Origin of the sequence: Bartonella sp. AA2SXKL (assembly GCF_042197205.1) — a bacterium.
Lineage (GTDB): Bacteria > Pseudomonadota > Alphaproteobacteria > Rhizobiales > Rhizobiaceae > Bartonella.
On the sequence record NZ_JBHIRN010000005.1, the window covers coordinates 52,502 to 72,272 of the forward strand.

18 protein-coding genes, 1 tRNA gene and 2 pseudogenes are annotated in these 19,771 nt (G+C 32.8%); 15 read left to right on the forward strand and 6 right to left on the reverse strand.

Features of this window, described 5'->3' with window-relative positions:
* Positions 1 to 37 precede the first annotated feature (37 nt).
* A complete protein-coding gene (gene lexA, locus ACFINS_RS04685; protein ID WP_375621262.1) occupies positions 38 to 742 on the reverse strand; it encodes a transcriptional repressor LexA in 705 nt (234 codons plus the stop codon).
* Between the two features lie 1,211 nt (positions 743 to 1,953).
* Here lexA and ACFINS_RS04690 point away from each other — a divergent pair.
* Positions 1,954 to 2,029: transfer RNA gene (locus ACFINS_RS04690), tRNA-Lys, on the forward strand.
* 88 nt (positions 2,030 to 2,117) lie between these two features.
* Here the strand turns inward: ACFINS_RS04690 and ACFINS_RS04695 are convergent.
* Positions 2,118 to 2,295 (reverse strand): annotated as a pseudogene (locus tag ACFINS_RS04695) (integrase); the annotation flags it as partial.
* Positions 2,296 to 2,580: 285 nt separating this feature from the next.
* Between ACFINS_RS04695 and ACFINS_RS04700 the strand changes: the two are divergent.
* From ACFINS_RS04700 to ACFINS_RS04745, 10 genes and pseudogenes are all read left to right on the forward strand, one after another.
* Positions 2,581 to 3,480, forward strand: a complete 900-nt coding sequence (locus ACFINS_RS04700; RefSeq protein ID WP_375650314.1) for a septal ring lytic transglycosylase RlpA family protein — start codon at positions 2,581 to 2,583, stop codon at positions 3,478 to 3,480.
* Positions 3,481 to 4,569: 1,089 nt separating this feature from the next.
* Positions 4,570 to 5,733 (forward strand): D-alanyl-D-alanine carboxypeptidase family protein, encoded by a 1,164-nt coding sequence (locus tag ACFINS_RS04705; RefSeq protein WP_375705933.1) that lies wholly within the window; start codon positions 4,570 to 4,572, stop codon positions 5,731 to 5,733.
* 28 nt (positions 5,734 to 5,761) lie between these two features.
* On the forward strand, positions 5,762 to 6,406 hold the full coding sequence (gene tmk / locus ACFINS_RS04710; RefSeq protein ID WP_375611916.1) for a dTMP kinase: 645 nt from the start codon (positions 5,762 to 5,764) through the stop codon (positions 6,404 to 6,406).
* Positions 6,403 to 7,446, forward strand: coding sequence for a DNA polymerase III subunit delta' (locus tag ACFINS_RS04715; RefSeq protein WP_375705934.1), 1,044 nt, complete (start codon positions 6,403 to 6,405; stop codon positions 7,444 to 7,446). Before tmk ends, ACFINS_RS04715 begins: the two co-directional genes overlap by 4 nt.
* Before the next feature lie 76 nt (positions 7,447 to 7,522).
* Positions 7,523 to 9,082 carry a methionine--tRNA ligase gene (metG, locus tag ACFINS_RS04720; protein WP_375638404.1) on the forward strand — a complete coding sequence of 520 codons (1,560 nt, stop codon included), beginning with the start codon at positions 7,523 to 7,525 and terminating at the stop codon, positions 9,080 to 9,082.
* Positions 9,072 to 9,845, forward strand: a complete 774-nt coding sequence (locus tag ACFINS_RS04725; RefSeq protein WP_375638403.1) for a TatD family hydrolase — start codon at positions 9,072 to 9,074, stop codon at positions 9,843 to 9,845. Before metG ends, ACFINS_RS04725 begins: the two co-directional genes overlap by 11 nt.
* A gap of 10 nt (positions 9,846 to 9,855) precedes the next feature.
* A complete protein-coding gene (locus tag ACFINS_RS04730) occupies positions 9,856 to 10,665 on the forward strand; it encodes an MBL fold metallo-hydrolase (protein ID WP_375638402.1) in 810 nt (269 codons plus the stop codon).
* A gap of 109 nt (positions 10,666 to 10,774) precedes the next feature.
* Positions 10,775 to 11,134 carry a hypothetical protein gene (locus tag ACFINS_RS04735; RefSeq protein WP_375606871.1) on the forward strand — a complete coding sequence of 120 codons (360 nt, stop codon included), beginning with the start codon at positions 10,775 to 10,777 and terminating at the stop codon, positions 11,132 to 11,134.
* A gap of 56 nt (positions 11,135 to 11,190) precedes the next feature.
* Positions 11,191 to 11,319: pseudogene (locus ACFINS_RS04740) on the forward strand (MBL fold metallo-hydrolase); the annotation flags it as partial.
* A 123-nt stretch (positions 11,320 to 11,442) separates the two neighbouring features.
* Complete coding sequence (locus ACFINS_RS04745; RefSeq protein WP_375618144.1) at positions 11,443 to 11,805, forward strand: hypothetical protein; 363 nt, start codon at positions 11,443 to 11,445, stop codon at positions 11,803 to 11,805.
* Between the two features lie 314 nt (positions 11,806 to 12,119).
* Here ACFINS_RS04745 and ACFINS_RS04750 read toward each other — a convergent pair whose 3' ends face one another.
* From ACFINS_RS04750 to pcsA, 3 genes are read right to left on the reverse strand one after another with little or no spacing between them, the layout of a single operon-like run.
* Positions 12,120 to 12,533: a DUF6163 family protein gene (locus ACFINS_RS04750; RefSeq protein ID WP_375611911.1), complete on the reverse strand. Its 414-nt coding sequence runs from the start codon at positions 12,531 to 12,533 to the stop codon at positions 12,120 to 12,122.
* The gene (locus ACFINS_RS04755) at positions 12,530 to 13,576 is read right to left on the reverse strand and encodes an enoyl-CoA hydratase/isomerase family protein (RefSeq protein WP_375650295.1); all 1,047 of its coding nucleotides are present in this window, start codon (positions 13,574 to 13,576) and stop codon (positions 12,530 to 12,532) included. The genes ACFINS_RS04750 and ACFINS_RS04755 overlap by 4 nt, the downstream gene beginning before the upstream one ends.
* Positions 13,577 to 13,597: 21 nt before the next feature.
* Positions 13,598 to 14,416: a phosphatidylcholine synthase gene (gene pcsA / locus ACFINS_RS04760; protein WP_375650291.1), complete on the reverse strand. Its 819-nt coding sequence runs from the start codon at positions 14,414 to 14,416 to the stop codon at positions 13,598 to 13,600.
* A gap of 185 nt (positions 14,417 to 14,601) precedes the next feature.
* Here pcsA and ACFINS_RS04765 point away from each other — a divergent pair, with 185 nt between their 5' ends.
* The 4 genes from ACFINS_RS04765 (at position 14,602) to sodC (ending at position 17,966) form a co-directional block, all read left to right on the forward strand.
* Positions 14,602 to 15,828 carry a UbiH/UbiF family hydroxylase gene (locus tag ACFINS_RS04765; protein WP_375705935.1) on the forward strand — a complete coding sequence of 409 codons (1,227 nt, stop codon included), beginning with the start codon at positions 14,602 to 14,604 and terminating at the stop codon, positions 15,826 to 15,828.
* Positions 15,829 to 16,338: 510 nt separating this feature from the next.
* Entirely contained in the window at positions 16,339 to 16,683 is a 345-nt protein-coding gene (locus ACFINS_RS04770) for a hypothetical protein (RefSeq protein WP_375611907.1), read from the forward strand.
* A complete protein-coding gene (locus ACFINS_RS04775; RefSeq protein WP_375611906.1) occupies positions 16,676 to 16,984 on the forward strand; it encodes a hypothetical protein in 309 nt (102 codons plus the stop codon). The genes ACFINS_RS04770 and ACFINS_RS04775 overlap by 8 nt, the downstream gene beginning before the upstream one ends.
* Positions 16,985 to 17,438: 454 nt before the next feature.
* Positions 17,439 to 17,966, forward strand: coding sequence for a superoxide dismutase [Cu-Zn] SodC (sodC, locus tag ACFINS_RS04780; RefSeq protein WP_375632234.1), 528 nt, complete (start codon positions 17,439 to 17,441; stop codon positions 17,964 to 17,966).
* Between the two features lie 643 nt (positions 17,967 to 18,609).
* Here the strand turns inward: sodC and ACFINS_RS04785 are convergent.
* Positions 18,610 to 19,548 carry a COG2958 family protein gene (locus ACFINS_RS04785; protein ID WP_375650285.1) on the reverse strand — a complete coding sequence of 313 codons (939 nt, stop codon included), beginning with the start codon at positions 19,546 to 19,548 and terminating at the stop codon, positions 18,610 to 18,612.
* Between the last annotated feature and the right edge of the window lie 223 nt (positions 19,549 to 19,771).

Sequence of the window (19,771 nt, forward strand, 5' to 3'; positions counted from 1 at the left end):
TACTGCGGTATCTATCGCGTACTATAAGGTTTATTTTTTAATATTTGCGAATAAGTCCGGTAAGTTTTCCTTGTATTTCTATACGCTCGGATTCGTATGTCCGTACTTCATAATGAGGATTTGCGGCTTCTAATGCAATAGAAGCTCCTTTGCGTCGATAACGTTTTAATGTGGCTTCTTTTTTATCAATAAACGCAACAATAATTTCACCAGTTATTGCTGTATTTTGACGTTTCACAATGATCGTATCTTTATCAAGGATACCAGCCTCCATCATAGAATCATCTTTAACTTCTAATGCGTAGTGCTCACCTGTATTAACCATATCAAGTGGAAGAGAAAGGCTGTTTATTTGTTGCAGTATAGCAGAGGCGGGTACGCTCGCAGAAATACGTCCCATAATAGGAATGGTGATATTTTTTTTTTCTTCTTCATCAAAGGGACTCAAGCTTTTTGATATTTCCCTTTTCTTTCTTTCTATCATACTGGGAGAAATTTTACGTGCTAAAGAAAGGTTAAATGTTATTTTCTCAGGAAGTCGAATCACCTCCACAGCACGAGCACGATTGGGCAAGCGACGTATAAAACCTCGTTGTTCTAAGGCTATAATGAGCTTATGAATACCAGACTTTGAAGAAAGTTCTAATGCATTTTTCATTTCTTCAAAAGAAGGAGGAACACCAGTTTCTTTTATATGGTTATGAATAAATAAGAGTAGCTCATACTGTTTACATGTTAGCATTCAACATTCCAATCAAAATAATAAAAATTAGTAAAGTAAAAATACATGTATATATAACACTTTTACAATTTTTTATCGCCAAATCAAAATTATTTTATTTGTTTTTGATCTTATCGTTTAATAAATCAATATGTTTATTTATAGATATATTTAAATTATTATTTATATACTGTATTTATACATTAATATTAAATAATGTATAAATATACTTTATAGTTCTGACTGAATTATCCAACACTAAATTTTGTGACTAGTATTATCCTTTTCTTCTAAAAATATATCTACGTATTTTATAATTTTTGATATAAAAAAGTTAACTAGAAGGCATTCTATATATTCAAAACACTTAAAATAATTTTGCATACTGCATATTATTTCTGCTTTTTTATTCTTAGTAAAATTATCTACAGCTCTAATAGTGAGCATAATTTATAGTCATTCGGGATATTTTCAATGAGACTAAATTTTTGCTTCATATCTACTTGATTCTATAGGATAAATTGGCTTTCGTTATATATTCATTATACATGAATAAAAATCATACTCTCAAAGCCATTGTTGCTCATTGTTCCATTTTCAAGTCTAACGTGTCAACCGCTATATACTATTTCCATGAACCCTAATGTTGCGATAATTTTTGGTTATTGAAAGGAAGCATAAAAGGTATTTTCATTTCTTTTTTATAGTTTTATTCTCTCGCTTATATCGGTCAAGAAAATGCTTTTTATTGTTTCAATATAAAAAAGATTTGAAATGAGAAAAACTTACAGTATTTGAGAATTTTCACTCAAGTAAAAAGTAATAAATTATTATAAATCAATATATTATCTTATAAAGCTGTATTCATATTTGAGAATTGAACACTAAATATAAAGATATAAAAATAATATTATAATAAAAGGTATTTTTTCTTCTCTACCCATTATGCTCAACAACCCATGTGAGGGGAAGGGGGTATTTCTCATAATTTTAACGCTTCGAATCTATGCAATATTTTGCAGTGAAATTTTTCCTTTATTGAAACTTCAAAAAGAAGATTAAAGAGTACTTATACAATGATGAAGTAAAGGGGCGAAAACGGAAAATTATTGATAACTGAAGAAAATAATAATATTTTTTTTCCAAAAGGTGTTGACCAAATGGAAAGTCAACCGTATGTTCCCTTCACTTTCTACAAATTAGATAGTGTGCAAACTAGATAGCTTGTGTGAGAGCGCGTAGCTCAGCTGGTAGAGCAACTGACTTTTAATCAGTAGGTCCAGGGTTCGAATCCCTGCGCGCTCACCAAATTTAAGTAATATCAATAGGCTATAAAAAATTTAAGAATCTTTTTTGTTTTGATTCTTTTTCAAGTTTTTATTGATTCTATAGCCTGTCATTTTCTATCAGCTGTTTTGGAATAGAGCGGTGCTATGCTGTCTCTTGTCCAACAAAAAAGAGCTTTAAGATTACGATAGGATTGTACCTGCGTTGGCAGCACATGTGGTTTCTAATTTTCTCAATCTATAGGTTGATTTTTTAATACCCACTGCATTACATGATTCGCAAAACAGTTGCTAAAATCACCACTTATTCACACTTAATATTATGAAATGAATTTTCTATAAGATGTTGATTTATTTAATTTTTACTCTTTTTAACATCTACTATAGTACATTTATTTCTTATGAAGATCATAAAAAGGTTAACAATACGTTAATTTCTTGATAGAAGGGGCCAATTCAAGAGTGGTATATGCGCGAGGGGAATCATTTAAAAACGTAAATTCTTCCGTTGCGTACAAAAAGCGTGACGTGGTTTTTACAGTAGTACTTAACAGAAATAAGTGGACTGAATAGATGCCTTCAAATAGAAAAAAGAAATTTACTTTTATGATTAAACCAACACTTCAATTGTTTTCTATGATCGTCATTTCTCAGTCACTGGTATCTTGTTGCGCAAGCCAAACTATGAATTTTTCAATAAAAGATTCCTATCATAATAAACCAATTAACGTAAACACTTCTGTACTACCTCAACAAGTATCCAATAAGAAGAATCAATCGGAAGAAAAAAAGCGTGGACGAGCGATTGTTGGTAAACCTTATCAAATAAAAGGAAAGTGGTATTATCCTCAAAGTGATCCAACTTATAAACGTGTTGGCGAAGCATCATGGTATGGTTCAGATTTTCATGGACGTTTAACTGCCAACGGTGAAATTTATGACATGAATCTTTTGACTGCTGCTCATCCTACAATGCCTTTACCTAGTTATGCTCGTGTTACTAATTTGAAAAATGGATCTTCAATCGTTGTTAGAGTGAATGATCGCGGACCTTTTATGAAAGACAGAATCATTGATTTATCAAGGCAAGCTGCGGCAATATTGGGGTATGTAGATAAGGGGGTCGCAGATGTTAAAGTAGAATATATTGCTGAAGCACCTGTTGGCTATTATGATGCTGCATATTTAATGTCCTCTTATACTCCTGGAAATGCTGCCCCATATTCATTAGCGTCAGAAAATGTTGCGAAAAAAAGAGAAACTGTTTTGTTAAAAGAGCAGCGCAATACAAGAAACAAAAAAGAATTAGCTAAAGCAGCTGCTGTTGAACAAGAACAACGTAATAAAACTGTTGTAGTTAAATTGCCAGAAATTGGTCCTATCATGGTTGATAAGCCGATACCATTCGATCAAGTTGCTTCTATAAATAAGCTAAACAAAAAAACAAAGGTTAATTGGCTACAACTGTTTTAAGAAAAAATGCATTGATTTTTTATCTATATAATTTTCTAGTAAAAAAGGTAAGAAATTACGGATTTAGTGTAGGATTTTTATCTTAAAGCGCTTTGTCCTTTTCAAAAAGCTTGGTTGGGTTCTATTATTATAAATTCAGTACGGCCTTTCCACTCCATTGCTGGTCTATTCGTCGTTTTATGATATTGCTTGCTTAATAAAGCGTGTACTTTTCTTGCTGTAATAGCTTTTGCTAGACGAAGGTAAATTATTGTGTCAGTCTGTTTGTGTAATCTCTAAAACAACTTGTACTCTCGATTTGAGAGGAATAAAAAGCTTAACAAGTAAAAAAATATTTTCTTTTGATTCGGCCTTGCATCTTTCTAAAGTATCTACGGTAATATCTTATGAAAAGATTATGCATTATCTCATGCTTTTGTTTATCATGTTCTTTAATGGAGTAAGTTCCCTCACGAAAAACAGAGCGTCTCAAACAAAATACACTTACATTGCCAATTCATGGACTTATTTAAAAGAGACATACTTTAACACGCTACAAGCCTATTTTGCGACAGCGCCTGTGAATGGTATAACTGTTAACGCCTTTAGACATCAGCATCTTTACTCTTATGAAGATATAAATCGACACCATCATACACTTTGCAAGCCCCCAATGTTTTGTGCGATAATTCTTAACACTTGAGAGGTTTATAAGAAGTATTTTTACTCTCTTTTTTAATAATTTTTATCCATATACGAACCCTACTTATGACCCGTAAGTAAGCGATTTTTAATGAATTCAATATGAGAAGAGGGGATGAGAGAATCTTACAGTATTTTGAGTTAGCTTCAATTTTAAAATGATAATTTATCATAACAAATCAAAATACTATCAATAAAAATAGGAAAAAATCTTTTGTCTCTCATACATTTAAAATGTTAAATTGAACCTACATGGAAGATAAAAAACGTGTCATATTATTTTTTCTAAAGCTAAATGAAAATAAAATCTTTTTATGAGTTGTAAATAATTCCTCAATTTTCAGAAATCAAAAAGTTTTTTCCTATATAAGATTCTTTATGTTGATCTTTGGGATGGGAGGAGCAGCTATGTATACAGCATTAAGGATCTTATTGATATTATGGGGAGTATTGGCATTTGATACGTGGGGGAGAGCACAAGATTTTCAAACTCCCGCATCACAACTGTTATTACTCGATGATGATACAGAGACAATACTTTATGAAAAACAAAGTGATATTCCTTTTTTTCCTGCTTCATTAGTAAAATTGATGACAGCAGAAGTTGTATTTCATCAATTAAAAAAAGGATTATTAAAAAGTACGCAGAAATTCAAGGTCAGTGAAAATGCTTGGCGCAAAGGTGGAGCACCTTCCGGTACAACCACTATGTTTGCAAAGATAAAGACAGAAATCAGTGTTTCTGATCTTTTACGTGGTTTAATTATTGTGAATGGAAATGATGCTGCTATTATTCTTGCTGAAGGAATATCAGGACATGAAGATCATTTTGTAAAACTGATGAATCAGCGCGCAAAAATAATCGGGTTATCTCAGAGTCATTTTGTTAATGCAACAGGGTTACCCGAAGAGGGACAATTTGTAACTGTGCGTGATATGATTATATTAGCACGTCATATTGTTCAGGAATATCCGGACTATTACGCACTTTATTGTGAGCCTCATTTTACATGGAATAATATTTTTCAACGTAATAAAAATCCTCTTATTTCTAAGGAAATTGGTGTAGAAGGATTTGGTTTTGGCTACAGTGAAAAAGAAGGTTTTTCAATGGTTGCCACCATTTCTAAAAATCATCGACGTCTTTTTTTAGCAATCAATGGTTTGCAAGATGGTAAAAAATATACAAAAGAAATAGAACGCATTCTTCAATGGGGAATGACGGCTTTTGATCTCAAAACGATTTTTACAAAAGAAGAAACGGTTGGTCGTGCTTCTGTTTATGGTGGTACGCAAAATTTTGTTCCACTCATTGTTAAAACACCAATAAGTTTTATGCTTTCGAATGAAAAAAAAGTAAATGTTAAAGCAAAAATTAAATATCATGGTCCATTGAAAGCTCCCATCGTTTCTGGGAAATCAGTTGGCGTTATTCAAATTTTAGAAGATAAAAAGGTTCTTCTGGAAAAACCAGTTTTTGCCGGAATGAATGTTCAGGAAGGAAGTTTCTTTGCAAAAGTAAAAAATGCATTCTATGAAATAACAATTGGATGGTTACGAAAATATTTATAGTTACGCGCTAATAAGGTTAAGATCATACGTGTCAGGTTATTTTATTACATTCGAAGGAGGGGACGGGGTAGGGAAAACGGTGCAGATTTCTTTACTTGCTGAGTCTCTCTCACACCAAGGTTATGATGTTGTCACAACACGAGAACCAGGAGGAACACCAGGAGCAGAAGCAATCCGGCATATTTTGTTGTCGGGGCAGGCGCGACAGTATGGACCGTTGATTGAAGCTGTTTTGTTTACAGCTGCACGTGTCGACCATGTTACTGAGGTTATCGCACCTTCTTTGCAAAAAGGTAAAATCGTTTTATGTGACCGCTTTATTGATTCTACACGCGTTTATCAAGGACTCAATGATAGCGTCAGTTCTTCTCTTCTTTCTGTTTTAGAGTGTATTGCGCTCAATGGTATTTTGCCTCATTTAACATTTTTATTAGATATGCCTGCAATGTGTGGTATGAAGCGTGCAAATTTGCGAAGAAAAAAAACAGAAGAAATTGATTATTTTGAAAAAGATCAGTTGGAAATTCAAGAACAAAGGCGTCAGGCTTTTCTTCAATTGGCCAAACAGGAACCCCATAGATTTCGAGTTATTGATGCCACTGGCTCAGTGGAAGCCATTGCTCATCAAATAAAAAATATTTGTCATCAGGTATTGTTGGATCAGCTTTCATGAGTAATGTAAATACCTTACGCCAATATGATGATATTGATACAATTTTATCACCATCCCAGAACAATGTTATCTTTGGTCATGAGGATGTGCGTCATTTTTTGACACAAATGCTTAAAGAAGAGCGTTTGCATCATGCATTATTATTTGAAGGAGAATACGGGATTGGAAAGGCTACATTAGCCTTTCATCTTGCTTGGAACATTTTAAGTTTTCAACAGAGTTCTTTCTTGAAACCCGATCCTTATTCTACCCCATGGCGCCAAATTACACAAGGAAGTCACCCTGGTCTTTTGTATATTTCACGTCGATTTGATGTGAAAACACAAAAGTTTAAAACAGGAATACTCGTTGATGATATCCGTGATATTATGCATTTTTTAAGTCGAACATCGCAAGATAATGGATGGCGTATTGTTATTATTGATTCTGCAGATGATATGAATAGAAATGCAGCAAATGCAATTCTCAAAATACTTGAAGAACCACCTACAAAAACGTTATTTGTTATTATCGCACATTCTTCAGGAAAATTGCTTCCAACAATCCATTCACGGTGTCAAAAAATTTCTTTTCGTCCGTTGAATAACGATGAAATGAAAAAAGTTATTATACATATTTTCGCCGATCAGGATTTACCTGATGAAAAAACAATTGAAATGATTATTAAAAAATCTAAAGGAAGTCCTCGAAAAGCCGCTTTACTTATTTGCCATGGCGGTCTTGAAGTTATTAAAACAATTGATGCTCTCCTAGAGAAACCTGTTTGTAATGCAACGATTGTACATACTCTTGCACAAACATTTTCATCTGCTTCTTCTACATTCCAATTTCAACAATTTTGTGATGAAATTCTTAATAAAATTCAAAAAAAAGCTATCATGCTCGTTGAAAAGGGAGACTTATTTCTCTCAAAAAAATATGCGGAAAAATGGCAGGAGATTCATCAAGAAATAGAGGAAATACAACTGTTTAATCTCGATAAAAAGCAGTTTGTTATTAACTTACTTTTTAAAGTTCATAAGATCATTCATGAGAATTAGTTTTTCCGTGACAATGCGATGAACAAGCGTTATGTCATTATATCTTCTATTTATAGCGTTTTACAACGAGTATGACATGCGTGACACATATTACATAACAACTCCCATTTTTTATCCTAATGCTGCTCCACATATTGGACATGCTTATAGTGCCATTACAAGCGATGTTTTAGCCCGCTTTCAACGGTTAAACGGAAAAAATGTATTTTTTCTTTCTGGTACAGATGAGCATGGTCTCAAGATGCAACAAACCGCAGCTGCATTAGGCATGACACCTCAGCAACTTGCAGATCGTAATAGTGCGGTGTTTCAAAAAATGCTTGCAGTATTAAATTGTTCTAATGATGATTTTATCCGTACGACAGAAGAACGCCATTATCAAGCTTGTCAAGAAATTTGGAAAAAGATGGAAGCAAATGGCGATATTTATCTCGGTCGTTATACGGGGTGGTATTCGGTTCGCCAAGAAGCGTATTATGAAGAGAAAGATACAGAAGTTGGAGCAGACAACATCCGTCGCGAGAAGGAATTAGGCTCTCCAGTTGAATGGAATGAAGAAGAAAGTTATTTTTTTAGACTTTCTGGTTATGAAAAGGCTCTTCTTGAATATTATGAAAAATATCCTGATTTTATTTTGCCACTTGAGCGGCGTAATGAAATTATAAGTTTTATCAAATCGGGATTAAAAGATATCTCTATTTCACGCACAAGTTTTAACTGGGGAATTGCTGTTCCTGAGAATCCAAAGCACGTGATGTATGTCTGGGTTGATGCGCTTACAAATTATCTATCAGCAATAGGTTTTTTCAATGAAAATTCAAAAAAACGTGATTTTTGGCCTGCAAATACGCATATTATTGGTAAGGATATTATTCGTTTTCATGCAGTCTATTGGCCGGCATTTTTAATGTCTGCTGGAATTGAATTGCCTAAAAATATTTTTGCACATGGTTTTTTACTTAATCGTGGTGCAAAAATGTCAAAATCTATTGGAAATGTCGTTGATCCTTTTGAAATGGTTGATCATTATGGTCTTGATCAGGTCCGTTATTTCCTTCTCCGTGAAGTGCCATTCGGACAAGATGGTAGTTATAGTCATGAAAGCCTTGTGAACCGTATTAATGCTGATCTTGCTAACGATCTTGGTAATTTAGCACAGCGCTGTTTGTCTATGATTGCCAAAAATTGTAATGCACAAGTCCCGAAACCAGCTTTATTTTTAGCTCAAGATAAACAGCTTTTAGAACAATCTCTTCAAGTACTTGAAACTGTACACCAAGCTATGTCTTCTTATAGTATGCATTTAGCACTTTCAGCTATTTTTTCAATTGTAGCAGATGCCAATCGCTATTTTGCCAACGAACAACCTTGGAGTTTACGTAAAAACGATCGAGAACGATTTTCTACAGTTCTTTATATAACTGTAGAAATCTTGCGGAGAATAGGAATTATGCTTTTGCCTTTCATACCCCAATCAGCAACGAAACTTCTTGATAGCCTTGCGGTTGCTGAAGATGATCGGTTATTGTATCATATAAGTCATTCAAAAATTCAAGAAGGGCTTGATCTTCCACCACCAGAACCAATTTTTCCTCGTTATATCTTGAAGAAAGAAGACACTCATCATGTTGATTGATACACATTGTCATCTTGATTTTGAAGACTTTTCACAAGATTTGGATAATGTTATCCAACGGGCTTTAGATGCTGACGTTAAACGTATGATAACAATTTCAACCCATGTTCATAAGTTAGATAAACTGTTAGCCATTGCGCAAAGCTATGATCAAGTCTTTTGTTCCGTTGGAACACACCCCAATCACGCGCATGAAGAACAAAATATTACAGCGGAAGAGCTTATACAGCTCTCGAATCATCCTAAAATTGTTGCGTTTGGGGAAGGGGGCCTTGATTATCATTATGATTACTCTACACCAGAAGAGCAAAAGAAAGTTTTTCAAGAACATATCATTGCTTCTCGAGAAACACAGATTCCTCTTGTTATACATTCACGCAATGCCGATATCGATATGGAGAAAATATTACGTGAACAGATAAAAGAAGGAGCTTTTCCCTTTATCCTTCATTGTTATTCGTCTGGAATGCAACTTGCTCGTGCTGGAATTGAACTTGGTGGTTATATTTCTTTTTCGGGTATTCTTACTTTTAAAAACGCACTTGAAATCCGTGAAATAGCAAAAATTGTGCCCCATGAGCATTTGTTAGTGGAAACAGATGCTCCATTTTTAGCACCTAGTCCCCATCGGGGCAAAACAAATGAACCATCTTTTGTATGTTATACAGCAGCTGTTTTGGCTGAAACAATTGGCTTAAGCATTGAAGAAACAGCTCAAATAACAACGCGTAATGCTTTTCGTTTATTTAGCAAAATGAAATAAGGCAAAAGATATGTGTGATCAATACCGATTTACAATATTAGGTTGTGGTCCTTCTCCAGGAGTGCCAAGACCTAATGGTGATTGGGGAACATGTGATCCGAATAACCCTAAAAATAAACGCTACAGAAGTTCTTTATTAGTTGAACGTATTAAACCTTCAGGAGGCAAAACAACGATCGTTATTGATACAGGTCCAGATTTTCGCTCACAAATGATCGATGCGCGTGTAAGCCATCTTGATGCTGCTCTTTACACGCATTCTCATGCAGACCATATCCACGGTATTGATGATTTACGCAGCTATGCACTTGCACAAAAATGTTTAATAGATATCTATGCCGACAGATTTACACTAGAGCATCTCAAAAGTGCTTTCGGATATTGTTTTCAAACTCCAAAAGATTCATCTTATTCTCCCATTTTAAAAGAGCATCTTATCAATGAAGATAGCCAATTTATTATTCAGGGGCAGGGCGGAGAAATAAGCGTCAATACACATTTACAACACCACGGAAACATTCATTCCTTAGGTTTTCGGATTGGGAACGTTGCCTATTGTACGGATGTTAGTGAATTTCCTGAAAAAACATTATCCAAATTAATGGGTTTGGATGTTCTCATCATCGAAGCCCTTCAATTTAAATCTCACCCAAGTCATTTTTCTGTTGATCAAGCATTACAATGGATAAAATATTTAAAGCCAAAACAAGCAATACTCACACATATGGATAGATCGCTGGATTATAATGCAGTCGTAAATTACGTTCCATCCTATGTAAAACCTGCGTATCAGGGCCTTACTTTCGAAACAACTGCATAAGCTTATTCATACAATATTTTACGTTAAATAAAGTTTTTTGAAGATTATCCTTTATTTTGTTTTATTTTTGACATAAATATCACTTTTTTATGTTTAAAATGAGGTTTTTATGTATAAGAATTTTAAGCGGGGTGTATGTATTGCCGTTTTAGCAGTTTCCTTGACAGCATGTGGGGGGCGTTTAGAAAAAAATATTGCAACGACAACATTACATGATGGATCAATGAGTTGCACCGATATTCAACGGGAGTTTTTTGCTAATAAACGACAGATTAATGATACAATTAGAGAGCGTTCTACAGCAAGAAATAAAAATGTAGCTTTAGCAGCGGCAGGTGTTGTATTTTTACCTGCTCTGTTTTTTATGGATCCTAAATCCAGTGAAAGCAATGAAATTTCGGCTTTAAATAATCGTAATGCTGTTTTGAGTGATCTTGCACGTATGAAACGTTGTAAAATAGTACAGTAATTTTTCTTATTTATCATATGTAATTTCATTTTTTGGTCTTTAAGGAATATACCTTAAAGACCAAATCGAAATTAATGGATTTGGATGTTCTCATCATTGAAGCTCTATTCACACATAATTACAATGTGGTCGTAAATTACGTCCCATCCTATGTAAAACCTGCATATCAAGGTCTTACTTTTTAAACAGATGCGTGAACTTATTAACGAAATATATTTTTGTTGATAGTATATTTGTTAAAATTTTAATCTTACTTTTGCTCTATTTAAATCTCATTAAAAACATTTTGTGTTAAAAGTGAGGTTTTTATGTATAAAGAAAATTTTAAATGGGGTGTATGTATTGTCGTTTTAGCGTTTTTTTTGACAGCATGTGGGGGGCGTTTAGAAAAAAATATTCCAGTTACCACATTACATGATGGAACAATGAGTTGTTCTGATATTCAACGGGAATTTTTTGCTAATAAGCGCCAAATCGATGCTACAATTAGAGAGCGTTATAAAGCAAGAAATAAAAATGCGGCTTTAGCAGCAACAAGTCTTGTATTTCTTCCTGCTTTGTTTTTTATAGATCCTAAATCCAGTGAAAGTAATGAAATTTCAGCTTTAAATAACCGTAATGCTGTTTTGAGTGATCTTGCACGTACGAAACGTTGTCAAATAGCACAATAATTTTTCTTAGTTTTATTATACGTAATTTCATTATCACTATCACTATTTTTGGTCTTTAAGGAATGTACTTTAAAGACCAAATTTTATTTTAAAAGTAAATTGTATGATATAAATATGATGATGTTTTAAAGGAGGGTTTTCTTTTTGGATAAAGGATTTATCTTCTGCATCATATTATCGCATAATATATATTATGGAACTTTATGGAAAAGTATAGCTAGCATCAGCGTTTTGAGGAACGAAGCTTTAAAATGAGCTACTTAAGTTAGCTAAGATCGAAAATCGAGCCTGTTATTCTGGCTCGAAAATTTCAATCACAATGTTTTTTTATTTTTTACTCTTTTAAAAAAAATAATTACAATTTGTAGTACTATAAAAGCTAAAAACAATATTCCATGAAATAATGGTACAAATGGCTGATAAATAAAATCGGAATAATATATTGTTATTGCTTCAATCAATGCTGCAATACACCACACAATGATACCCCATAGTGAATACATCCAAAGTCCAACTAAGGCAATAGGATAGAGAATAGCCAATATAGCTGATGCAAATTGCCACTGCCAAGGCATAAGATCAAAACGCCATAGAATACCTGGAAAAACACCAACAAGACGTATCCAATAACAAATACCTAGAACTAAGCAAATAAGTGCCAAAAACCGTAAGTAACAGTTATAGATTAAATTGATTTTTGAAATCTGTTTGTGAGAATTATTTTTCACAATAATAACTCTTGTTCAACAGGTTGGAAGTAAGAATCTACCATTTCATCTGTCACATTTGAAAGTTTATCTGGTTGCCATTGAGGTCTTTTATCCTTATCGATTAACATAGCACGTATACCTTCATAAAAATCATGTGAATGAATCATATGATACGCTATGCGGTTTTCAATTTTCATACAATCTTCCAACGTTTGAGATGAATTTTGTTTCATTTGTTTCCAGATAACTTTTAAACTTGTCGGAGAACGTGACTGCAAAATATCATAACATTCTTTAGCAAATAAAACATCTTCATTGCTTTTTTTATGTAGCAACTCAAGACATTCTTCTAAGGTATGGGCACTAAAACAAGTGTTAATAATACAACGTATTTCATGACTTGTTTCATAGTCTTTTGTAATTGCTCGCTCGTTTAAAGCTAAAGTAGGATCTCCTTGCTCAATAACAGCTTTTCTAATCATATCGAATTCAGTTTCAGCAACGGCGTGTGTTGCTAATCCTAAATTTAAGCAATCTCCCCACTTTATACGTGCGCCCGTTAATGCAAGATAGATACCAAAATGATTGGGAAGAGATGGTAAGAAAAAACTTGCACCTACATCTGGGAAAAATCCAATCGCACCTTCTGGCATAGCAAAAACTGTATTTTCTGTAACAATTCGATGCGAGCCATAGAGAGAAATACCTACCCCTCCTCCCATCCAAATACCGTTTAAGAAAGAAATGTAGGGCTTTGAAAAATGTTTGATATAAGCATTTAAACTATATTCATTTCTAAAGTATTGACAAGCAGCAGCACTTTTCCCCATATGATAGATTTCTACAACATCTCCACCAGCACAAAAAGCACGCCCTTCCCCTTCAATTAAGACACAAGAAACATTATCATCTGTTTCCCATGTTCTGAGAGCTTTTTTTAAAGCTGAAACCATTCGTTGATTAAGAGCGTTTAATGCTGAAGGACGTGTGAGCTTTATAATACCAGCACGCCCTTCTTTCGTAAAAGAAATATCATCATCTGCTCCAAAATTAATTTGCATCTCACACCCTTCTTAAAACAATTATTTCATTGTTTTTTTTATACTTTTTGCCCCAAGTTTAGGAAATATTTGCATGATTGCGCCAATACAATATATATAAATTCCTGTTACCGAAATTCCTATTTTAACCCAATAGGGAGCCTCTAGTTGATAAAAGAAGGCAGAAACACCAAAAAAACACCATAAGAGAAAAATGGGAAAATTAATTCTACGTAAACGAAGTACTCTTACTGGATGAATAAAATAAATTGGCAAAAAAGATATAATCGCCGATAGAACAATAATGATAAAAGTAATCCACTCTCCTGGTCTGACGACAAAAAGCGTAAAAATCATCATATTCCAAACAACAGGAAATCCTTTAAAAAAGTTTTCTTTGGTTTTCATACTAGTATCTGCATAATAAATAGCAGATGAAATAACAATAATTGCACTCAATGAAAATGATAACCCTACCCCCATGAAACCACTTTGATAGAGTGCAAAGGCAGGAATTAAGACATAAGTCACGTAATCAATAATATTATCTAACAGCTCTCCAGACCATGTTGGAAGAACGTACTTAACATCAAGTTTGCGTGCAATTGGTCCATCTATACCATCAACGAGAAGAGCAAGCCCAAGCCAACAGAACATAGCTGTCCATTCTTTTTGAGAGGCTGATATAAGAGAAAGAAACGCTAAAAATGATCCCGAAGCTGTTAGTAAATGAACGGAAAAGGCCTTTGCTTGTGGCATTGTTACTTTTTTATGGCGTAATAATTTAGCATTTGTTTTGATTTTCTTTGTTAATTTACGTTTCAAGGTTTTCTTATCCTCGTTTTTAAAGTCTTCAACCATCTATCAATACGCCATTTTTTAACGATGATATAACTCAGCATTTAAAAAAATCATAAAAAGGTTACTTTTTTATATCGCATTATTTATTACATACTATAATAATAGAAGAGCTTCATATAATAAAAAGAGAGAGATCATTTGGAAATGTTAAAATATTTTCTCAATGAATAAAGGTTCAAATCGTTGTGATATTTGAAAAGGAAGAGCATAAAGATATTGCTGTTATTGGTGCAGGTCCTGTCGGAATGTTAGCCGCGCTGAGTCTTGCACAGAAGGGGCTTTCTGTTTTTCTTGTTGGACCCCCTGCTCATACAGATGAGTTACGGACAACGGCTCTTATGATGCCCGCAATACGCACGCTTCAAAAACTCAATATTTGGGATAATCTTCAAAAACATGCAGCTGCTTTATCGTCCATGAGAATTATAGATATAACTTCTAGAATTGTGCATGCTCCTACGGTGCATTTTTCTTCTACTGAAATTGGCGAAAAAGCTTTTGGCTATAATATACCTAATGTAAAATTGAACAGTGCTTTAGTCGACGCTGTTACACATACGCCCAATATTACAAGATTTGTTTCTGCAGCCAAATCTGTTCATCACACAAAAAACCATGTATGCATTACTCTTGCTGATCATAGAATTATTCAAGCACCACTTGTTGTTGCAGCTGATGGACGTCACTCTCTTACACGTGCCGCAGCAGGGATAAGTGTGAAACAGTGGAATTATCCACAAAAAGCACTTGTTCTCAACTTTTCTCATGAGTTTTCTCATCAAAATACATCAACTGAATTTCATACAGAACACGGTCCATTTACACAGGTTCCACTACCAGGACGAAGATCTAGTCTTGTATGGGTTGTTCATCCTTCCCGCGCTGAGGAATTATTAAATATAGAACCAAAAACAATTGCAAAAATGATCGAAAACCAAATGCAATCAATGCTTGGAAAGCTAAGCTTAGAAACATCAATTCAAGCATGGCCGCTTTTCGGACTTCTTTCTCATCATTTTGCTGCTAATCGAACAATTTTAGTGGGTGAAGCCGCTCATGTTTTTCCCCCTATTGGGGCACAGGGATTGAATTTAGGATTCCGTGATGTCCAAACTTTAATTGATATTTTACCCAATAAAATATCCAATTCTAACTCTGAAATGATTGTTGCACATTATAACAAATGCCGCAAACCAGATATATTAATCCGAAGTGGAGCTGTTCATACACTGAACTCTGCTCTACTTTCTCATATGTTGCCTGTTCATATCATACGAAGCATTGGGCTTGGTTTGTTGCATAGTTTCCCACCATTACGTAATTTATTTATGCGCGAAGGAATGTATCCCGGTTATGGATTCAAGGAAATTATGCAAATATTTCCAACAAAATCATCAAAACAGCTCTACTAAGCAATAATGAATAATAACGTAAGATAAAAAATAATAAATTGTATTTTGAATCATATCTATTACTGATGTAAAAAAATATTTTTGTTCTTTCTAAGAAGTAACAAATTATATTAAAATAATTAATTATATTTATTGATTTATTTATAATAATAACATGTTTAATTAATATAATTGTAAATTATTTTTTATTAAAAATTATTATATTATTTAGTATGTTGATATGAAATAAGAGAAAACTGAATTATAGACTACAAATTAAATTATAAAGATATCTTGCTAAATCATAGCTGTTAAATTTAGAAATATAAATAAAATGAAAAATAATACCGTTTTGAAAAATTTATTTTATTAAATTAATTTTAATAAGAAAATAAATAAAAACAGTTTTATTTAATCAATATATTTTCAAAAATTTTTATTGTTAAGTATAATATTAAAAATAAAATCATCTTTGGAACCTGTTAGTAACACAGAGGTTAATGAAGTGTTGTTTCAACAAATGGTAACAAGATGACACTAAATAATTTTTTGAAATTAAGTACTTTTTTTATAATGATTGCATGTGTCTCGTTGATAGTCACGACTTCAATAAGTGAAGTTTTTCACCTTCCTTATTGTCAAACCTTTACCTATAGCTCTACTCAAAAGGTCACTAAAATAGGTCAGAACTCATTTACTGCTTCACAAGTTAAAAATTGTCTTATGCAAAATGGTTTTGAGAATATTAAACGATTGCGCTTAGATGACAATGGTATCTGGCGTGCTTTAGTAAAATTTAAAAAGTCCCATTTTTTCGTATCCGTTGACTATTCAGGAACAGTTAGCATTCAAAATGAAAGAAAAGAATATGATTGATTTAAAAACTTACAGCAACGTTTCTTTTCACAGCTGTAAGAAAAAAAAATTAAAAAAGTACTGCCATTCTATTAAAGAATTTTCTTTCATTGGCGGTTTAAATGGTAGCATATCAGGAGCTATCGCGGCAACTCTTGCAGCTTATGGTTATATTGCTCTTCCAGGATTTGGTCCAGTTATCGCAATGGGTATAGGAGTAGCACTTTCTTCCGGAATAATAATAGGAGCACTGATAGGATCAGGAATGGGAGGGAGTGTCGGTATATGCTGTATTTTATTGGGAAATTTATATGAATCATAATAATTTTTTCTCTTATAAATTTCATAATGAATAGAAATTTCTCGTCATTTTTTCTATGAAAAACAATTAAATCATCAACAAATTATATGTTCTTTTTTTGATGAAACGATCATCATATTGTAAATGAAATAATAGCTAACTTACTAAAATTCCTTATTTAATTTCTTATTATACCTCAAAAAGTAGATTTTTTAAAAGCATCTCTTGAAGAAATGTAAGTGAGATATAATTATCCATCCATAAAAGCTGTATTTTTTATAGATCAAAAAATAAAAGTTATGTTCAGAAATATATATAAACACACTTTAATTTATTTGCTCTTTCTAATAACAGAATATTTCTATGTAAATTATTTTTCTTAAAGTTAAATTTAAGACATTTATATAATATATCATTAATATAGATTGTTATTTATAGACAACAATATATTAAAATATAAGTATAAAGGTATTTTATGAAAAAAATATTATTATCATTATTGTTTTTTATGGCATTTTTAATTCATAAAAATTCTGCATTAGCACTATCAAAACAAGTAAATATTTATAAATTAGAATATAACAATTCCAAAAAGGCTATTGGTAGCATTAAAATTGAAGAAACCACATACGGTTTGATTTTCATCCCTAATTTATCTACTTTATCAGAAGGAATGCATGGTTTTCATGTACATGTAAATCCTTCATGTGATACAAAAGATGGCATAATTGGTGGAAGCGCAGGTGGACATTATGATCCGGAACATACCGGAAAACATTTAGGACCTTATAATGTCAATGGTCATCTTGGTGATTTACCAGCACTTTATGTTGATAAGCAGGGATATGCCATAATGAGCGTTCTTGCTCCACGATTAAAAAAAATCTCTGAAATTAAAGGGCGCTCTTTAGTCATTCATTTAGGGGCTGATAATCAATCAGATAAACCATTACCGCTTGGCGGAGGTGGTGCACGTTTAGCGTGCGGTATTATTGAAAAATAAAGAGTGTATTGTGGCAGACTGCGACAGTACACACTCCCTTTACCATAAGGTGTGAGAGAAATTTATTTTTTAAATCTATTTCAAGAAATTGAGTAAACTGTGTGAATATTTTATAAAATTAATGTTTTTTTGAATGTTTACTTCGGATAACAAAAAGCTTAGTAATCATCAAAACGAACAGCAATGGAAATTAAAGAAATAGTAGTGTAAATTCTCCGTAAGAAGACTTCAATATGAGGAAGTAATATTTTCCATGCTTGATGTAAACAAAGCAAAAAAGTCGAATTTCACCCTCTATAATAGCAAATTTATAATAAATTATAATCATTAAGTCTAGTATTTAATGGAATCACGCTCAATGCACAAAATAGAACAGGCTTAAAACAGAATTTTTACTCTTCCCCTACTCAACCCTACTCATGAGGTACGTGAGAAAAATTTTAATTGATACAATATCAATATGAGATGGTTTGAAAGGATTGAATACTAGGATATTCATTCCCCTCATTTAAGTTTAAAGACTAATTATCATTAGTAAATCAACACATTATACCAATATAATAAGACAAATAAAATAGTTAGAGTAATTTTCATCATTCTGAAAAAAAGCTTTTAAACAATAGAGTCTTTTAAAAAATACCCCTCATAGATACATATGATCCCAATCTAGAGGACGCATCTCACCAGTTTGATAAAATTGACGAATGAGCTTAATATAATCAAGAAAATCTTCGTTTTCCTCCACTAATCTATTAGCAGTATCCCAATCAATATCACTACGTTCTTTGGCAGGAATTAAGATCTCACTCTCGGAAGAGTTTTCCTTATTAAGTCTTATAAATCCAATTCCATGCAAACTTGAAAGCATCCGAAGCTCTTTTAATGTATCAACTCCTTCAATTTCACTAGCAACTAAATAACTCAAATTAGCCCATGAAGAATTACTAACTGTTTGAAAAAATGCTTTTCGTAAATTTGAACGATTGATGAGAATTTTTACTTCAAAAGACCAAAGCTTTGTCTTTTTATCAAAATATTGCAAAATACAGGCTTTGATTTCACGATTCCATTCCTTGCTTAAATCTTGCATCCCTACGAGATCTGGATAAAGCCATTTATTTCCGCCTGCACCATGTTTATTACGAGAACATTTCTCATTAATGCGCTTTCTATAAACTGCAAGCTCTGACCATAAAAATTTAGATAATAATGGATAAAGATCATGCTCTTTAACAGAGCCATCTTCTGTTCTACTCTTTGCATTGTCCTCTATTGCATCAATTTCAGCACTATCTGTTTGTTCAGTAAAATAATATTGTCTCGGTCGTCCTTCAGTGGTTTTAATTTCTGAATAACGCTTTTGTAACTGAGGGCGTTTTGCCCCTATTTCAGCAACAATTTGCTGAATAAGAGCCGCATCACTATTAAGGGGAGTGATTATTGCCGTTGAATTCTTTTGTTTTTGACGGCATTTTTCTGGGTAATTTTCAAATATCCATTGAGCAATTTCTCGAGCTGTAAACTTTTTTGTCGGGTTTTTCTTTAAAAAATTAAAAACAGTGTTTGTTAAATTTAAAGTCATATGAAAAACTCCCCCTTTTATCCTCTGGGTATTTCATTATATTCAGGCGTTTTAAATGAAAGAACAATAAACTGTTTAAGTTTTTTAAAAAAAGAACATTTATCAAATTACTCAATAAAATTAAAATATTTTTTTTAATTTATGACTATAAACTCAAAGATTTTTTTACATAATGAAAATAAGATTGTACTTTTATAAAAAAGTGTAAATGTGCTACAAATCC

What these genes read in the sequence shown, in the direction of transcription:
- lexA (WP_375621262.1), bottom strand. Translation starts at nt 742, where the DNA reads ATGCTAACATGTAAACAGTATGAGCTACTCTTATTTATTCATAACCAT.
- ACFINS_RS04700 (WP_375650314.1), top strand. Translation starts at nt 2,581, where the DNA reads ATGCCTTCAAATAGAAAAAAGAAATTTACTTTTATGATTAAACCAACA.
- ACFINS_RS04705 (WP_375705933.1), top strand. Translation starts at nt 4,570, where the DNA reads ATGTATACAGCATTAAGGATCTTATTGATATTATGGGGAGTATTGGCA.
- ACFINS_RS04715 (WP_375705934.1), top strand. Translation starts at nt 6,403, where the DNA reads ATGAGTAATGTAAATACCTTACGCCAATATGATGATATTGATACAATT.
- metG (WP_375638404.1), top strand. Translation starts at nt 7,523, where the DNA reads ATGCGTGACACATATTACATAACAACTCCCATTTTTTATCCTAATGCT.
- ACFINS_RS04725 (WP_375638403.1), top strand. Translation starts at nt 9,072, where the DNA reads ATGTTGATTGATACACATTGTCATCTTGATTTTGAAGACTTTTCACAA.
- ACFINS_RS04730 (WP_375638402.1), top strand. Translation starts at nt 9,856, where the DNA reads ATGTGTGATCAATACCGATTTACAATATTAGGTTGTGGTCCTTCTCCA.
- ACFINS_RS04735 (WP_375606871.1), top strand. Translation starts at nt 10,775, where the DNA reads ATGTATAAGAATTTTAAGCGGGGTGTATGTATTGCCGTTTTAGCAGTT.
- ACFINS_RS04745 (WP_375618144.1), top strand. Translation starts at nt 11,443, where the DNA reads ATGTATAAAGAAAATTTTAAATGGGGTGTATGTATTGTCGTTTTAGCG.
- ACFINS_RS04755 (WP_375650295.1), bottom strand. Translation starts at nt 13,576, where the DNA reads ATGCAAATTAATTTTGGAGCAGATGATGATATTTCTTTTACGAAAGAA.
- pcsA (WP_375650291.1), bottom strand. Translation starts at nt 14,416, where the DNA reads ATGGTTGAAGACTTTAAAAACGAGGATAAGAAAACCTTGAAACGTAAA.
- ACFINS_RS04770 (WP_375611907.1), top strand. Translation starts at nt 16,339, where the DNA reads ATGACACTAAATAATTTTTTGAAATTAAGTACTTTTTTTATAATGATT.
- ACFINS_RS04775 (WP_375611906.1), top strand. Translation starts at nt 16,676, where the DNA reads ATGATTGATTTAAAAACTTACAGCAACGTTTCTTTTCACAGCTGTAAG.
- sodC (WP_375632234.1), top strand. Translation starts at nt 17,439, where the DNA reads ATGAAAAAAATATTATTATCATTATTGTTTTTTATGGCATTTTTAATT.
- ACFINS_RS04785 (WP_375650285.1), bottom strand. Translation starts at nt 19,548, where the DNA reads ATGACTTTAAATTTAACAAACACTGTTTTTAATTTTTTAAAGAAAAAC.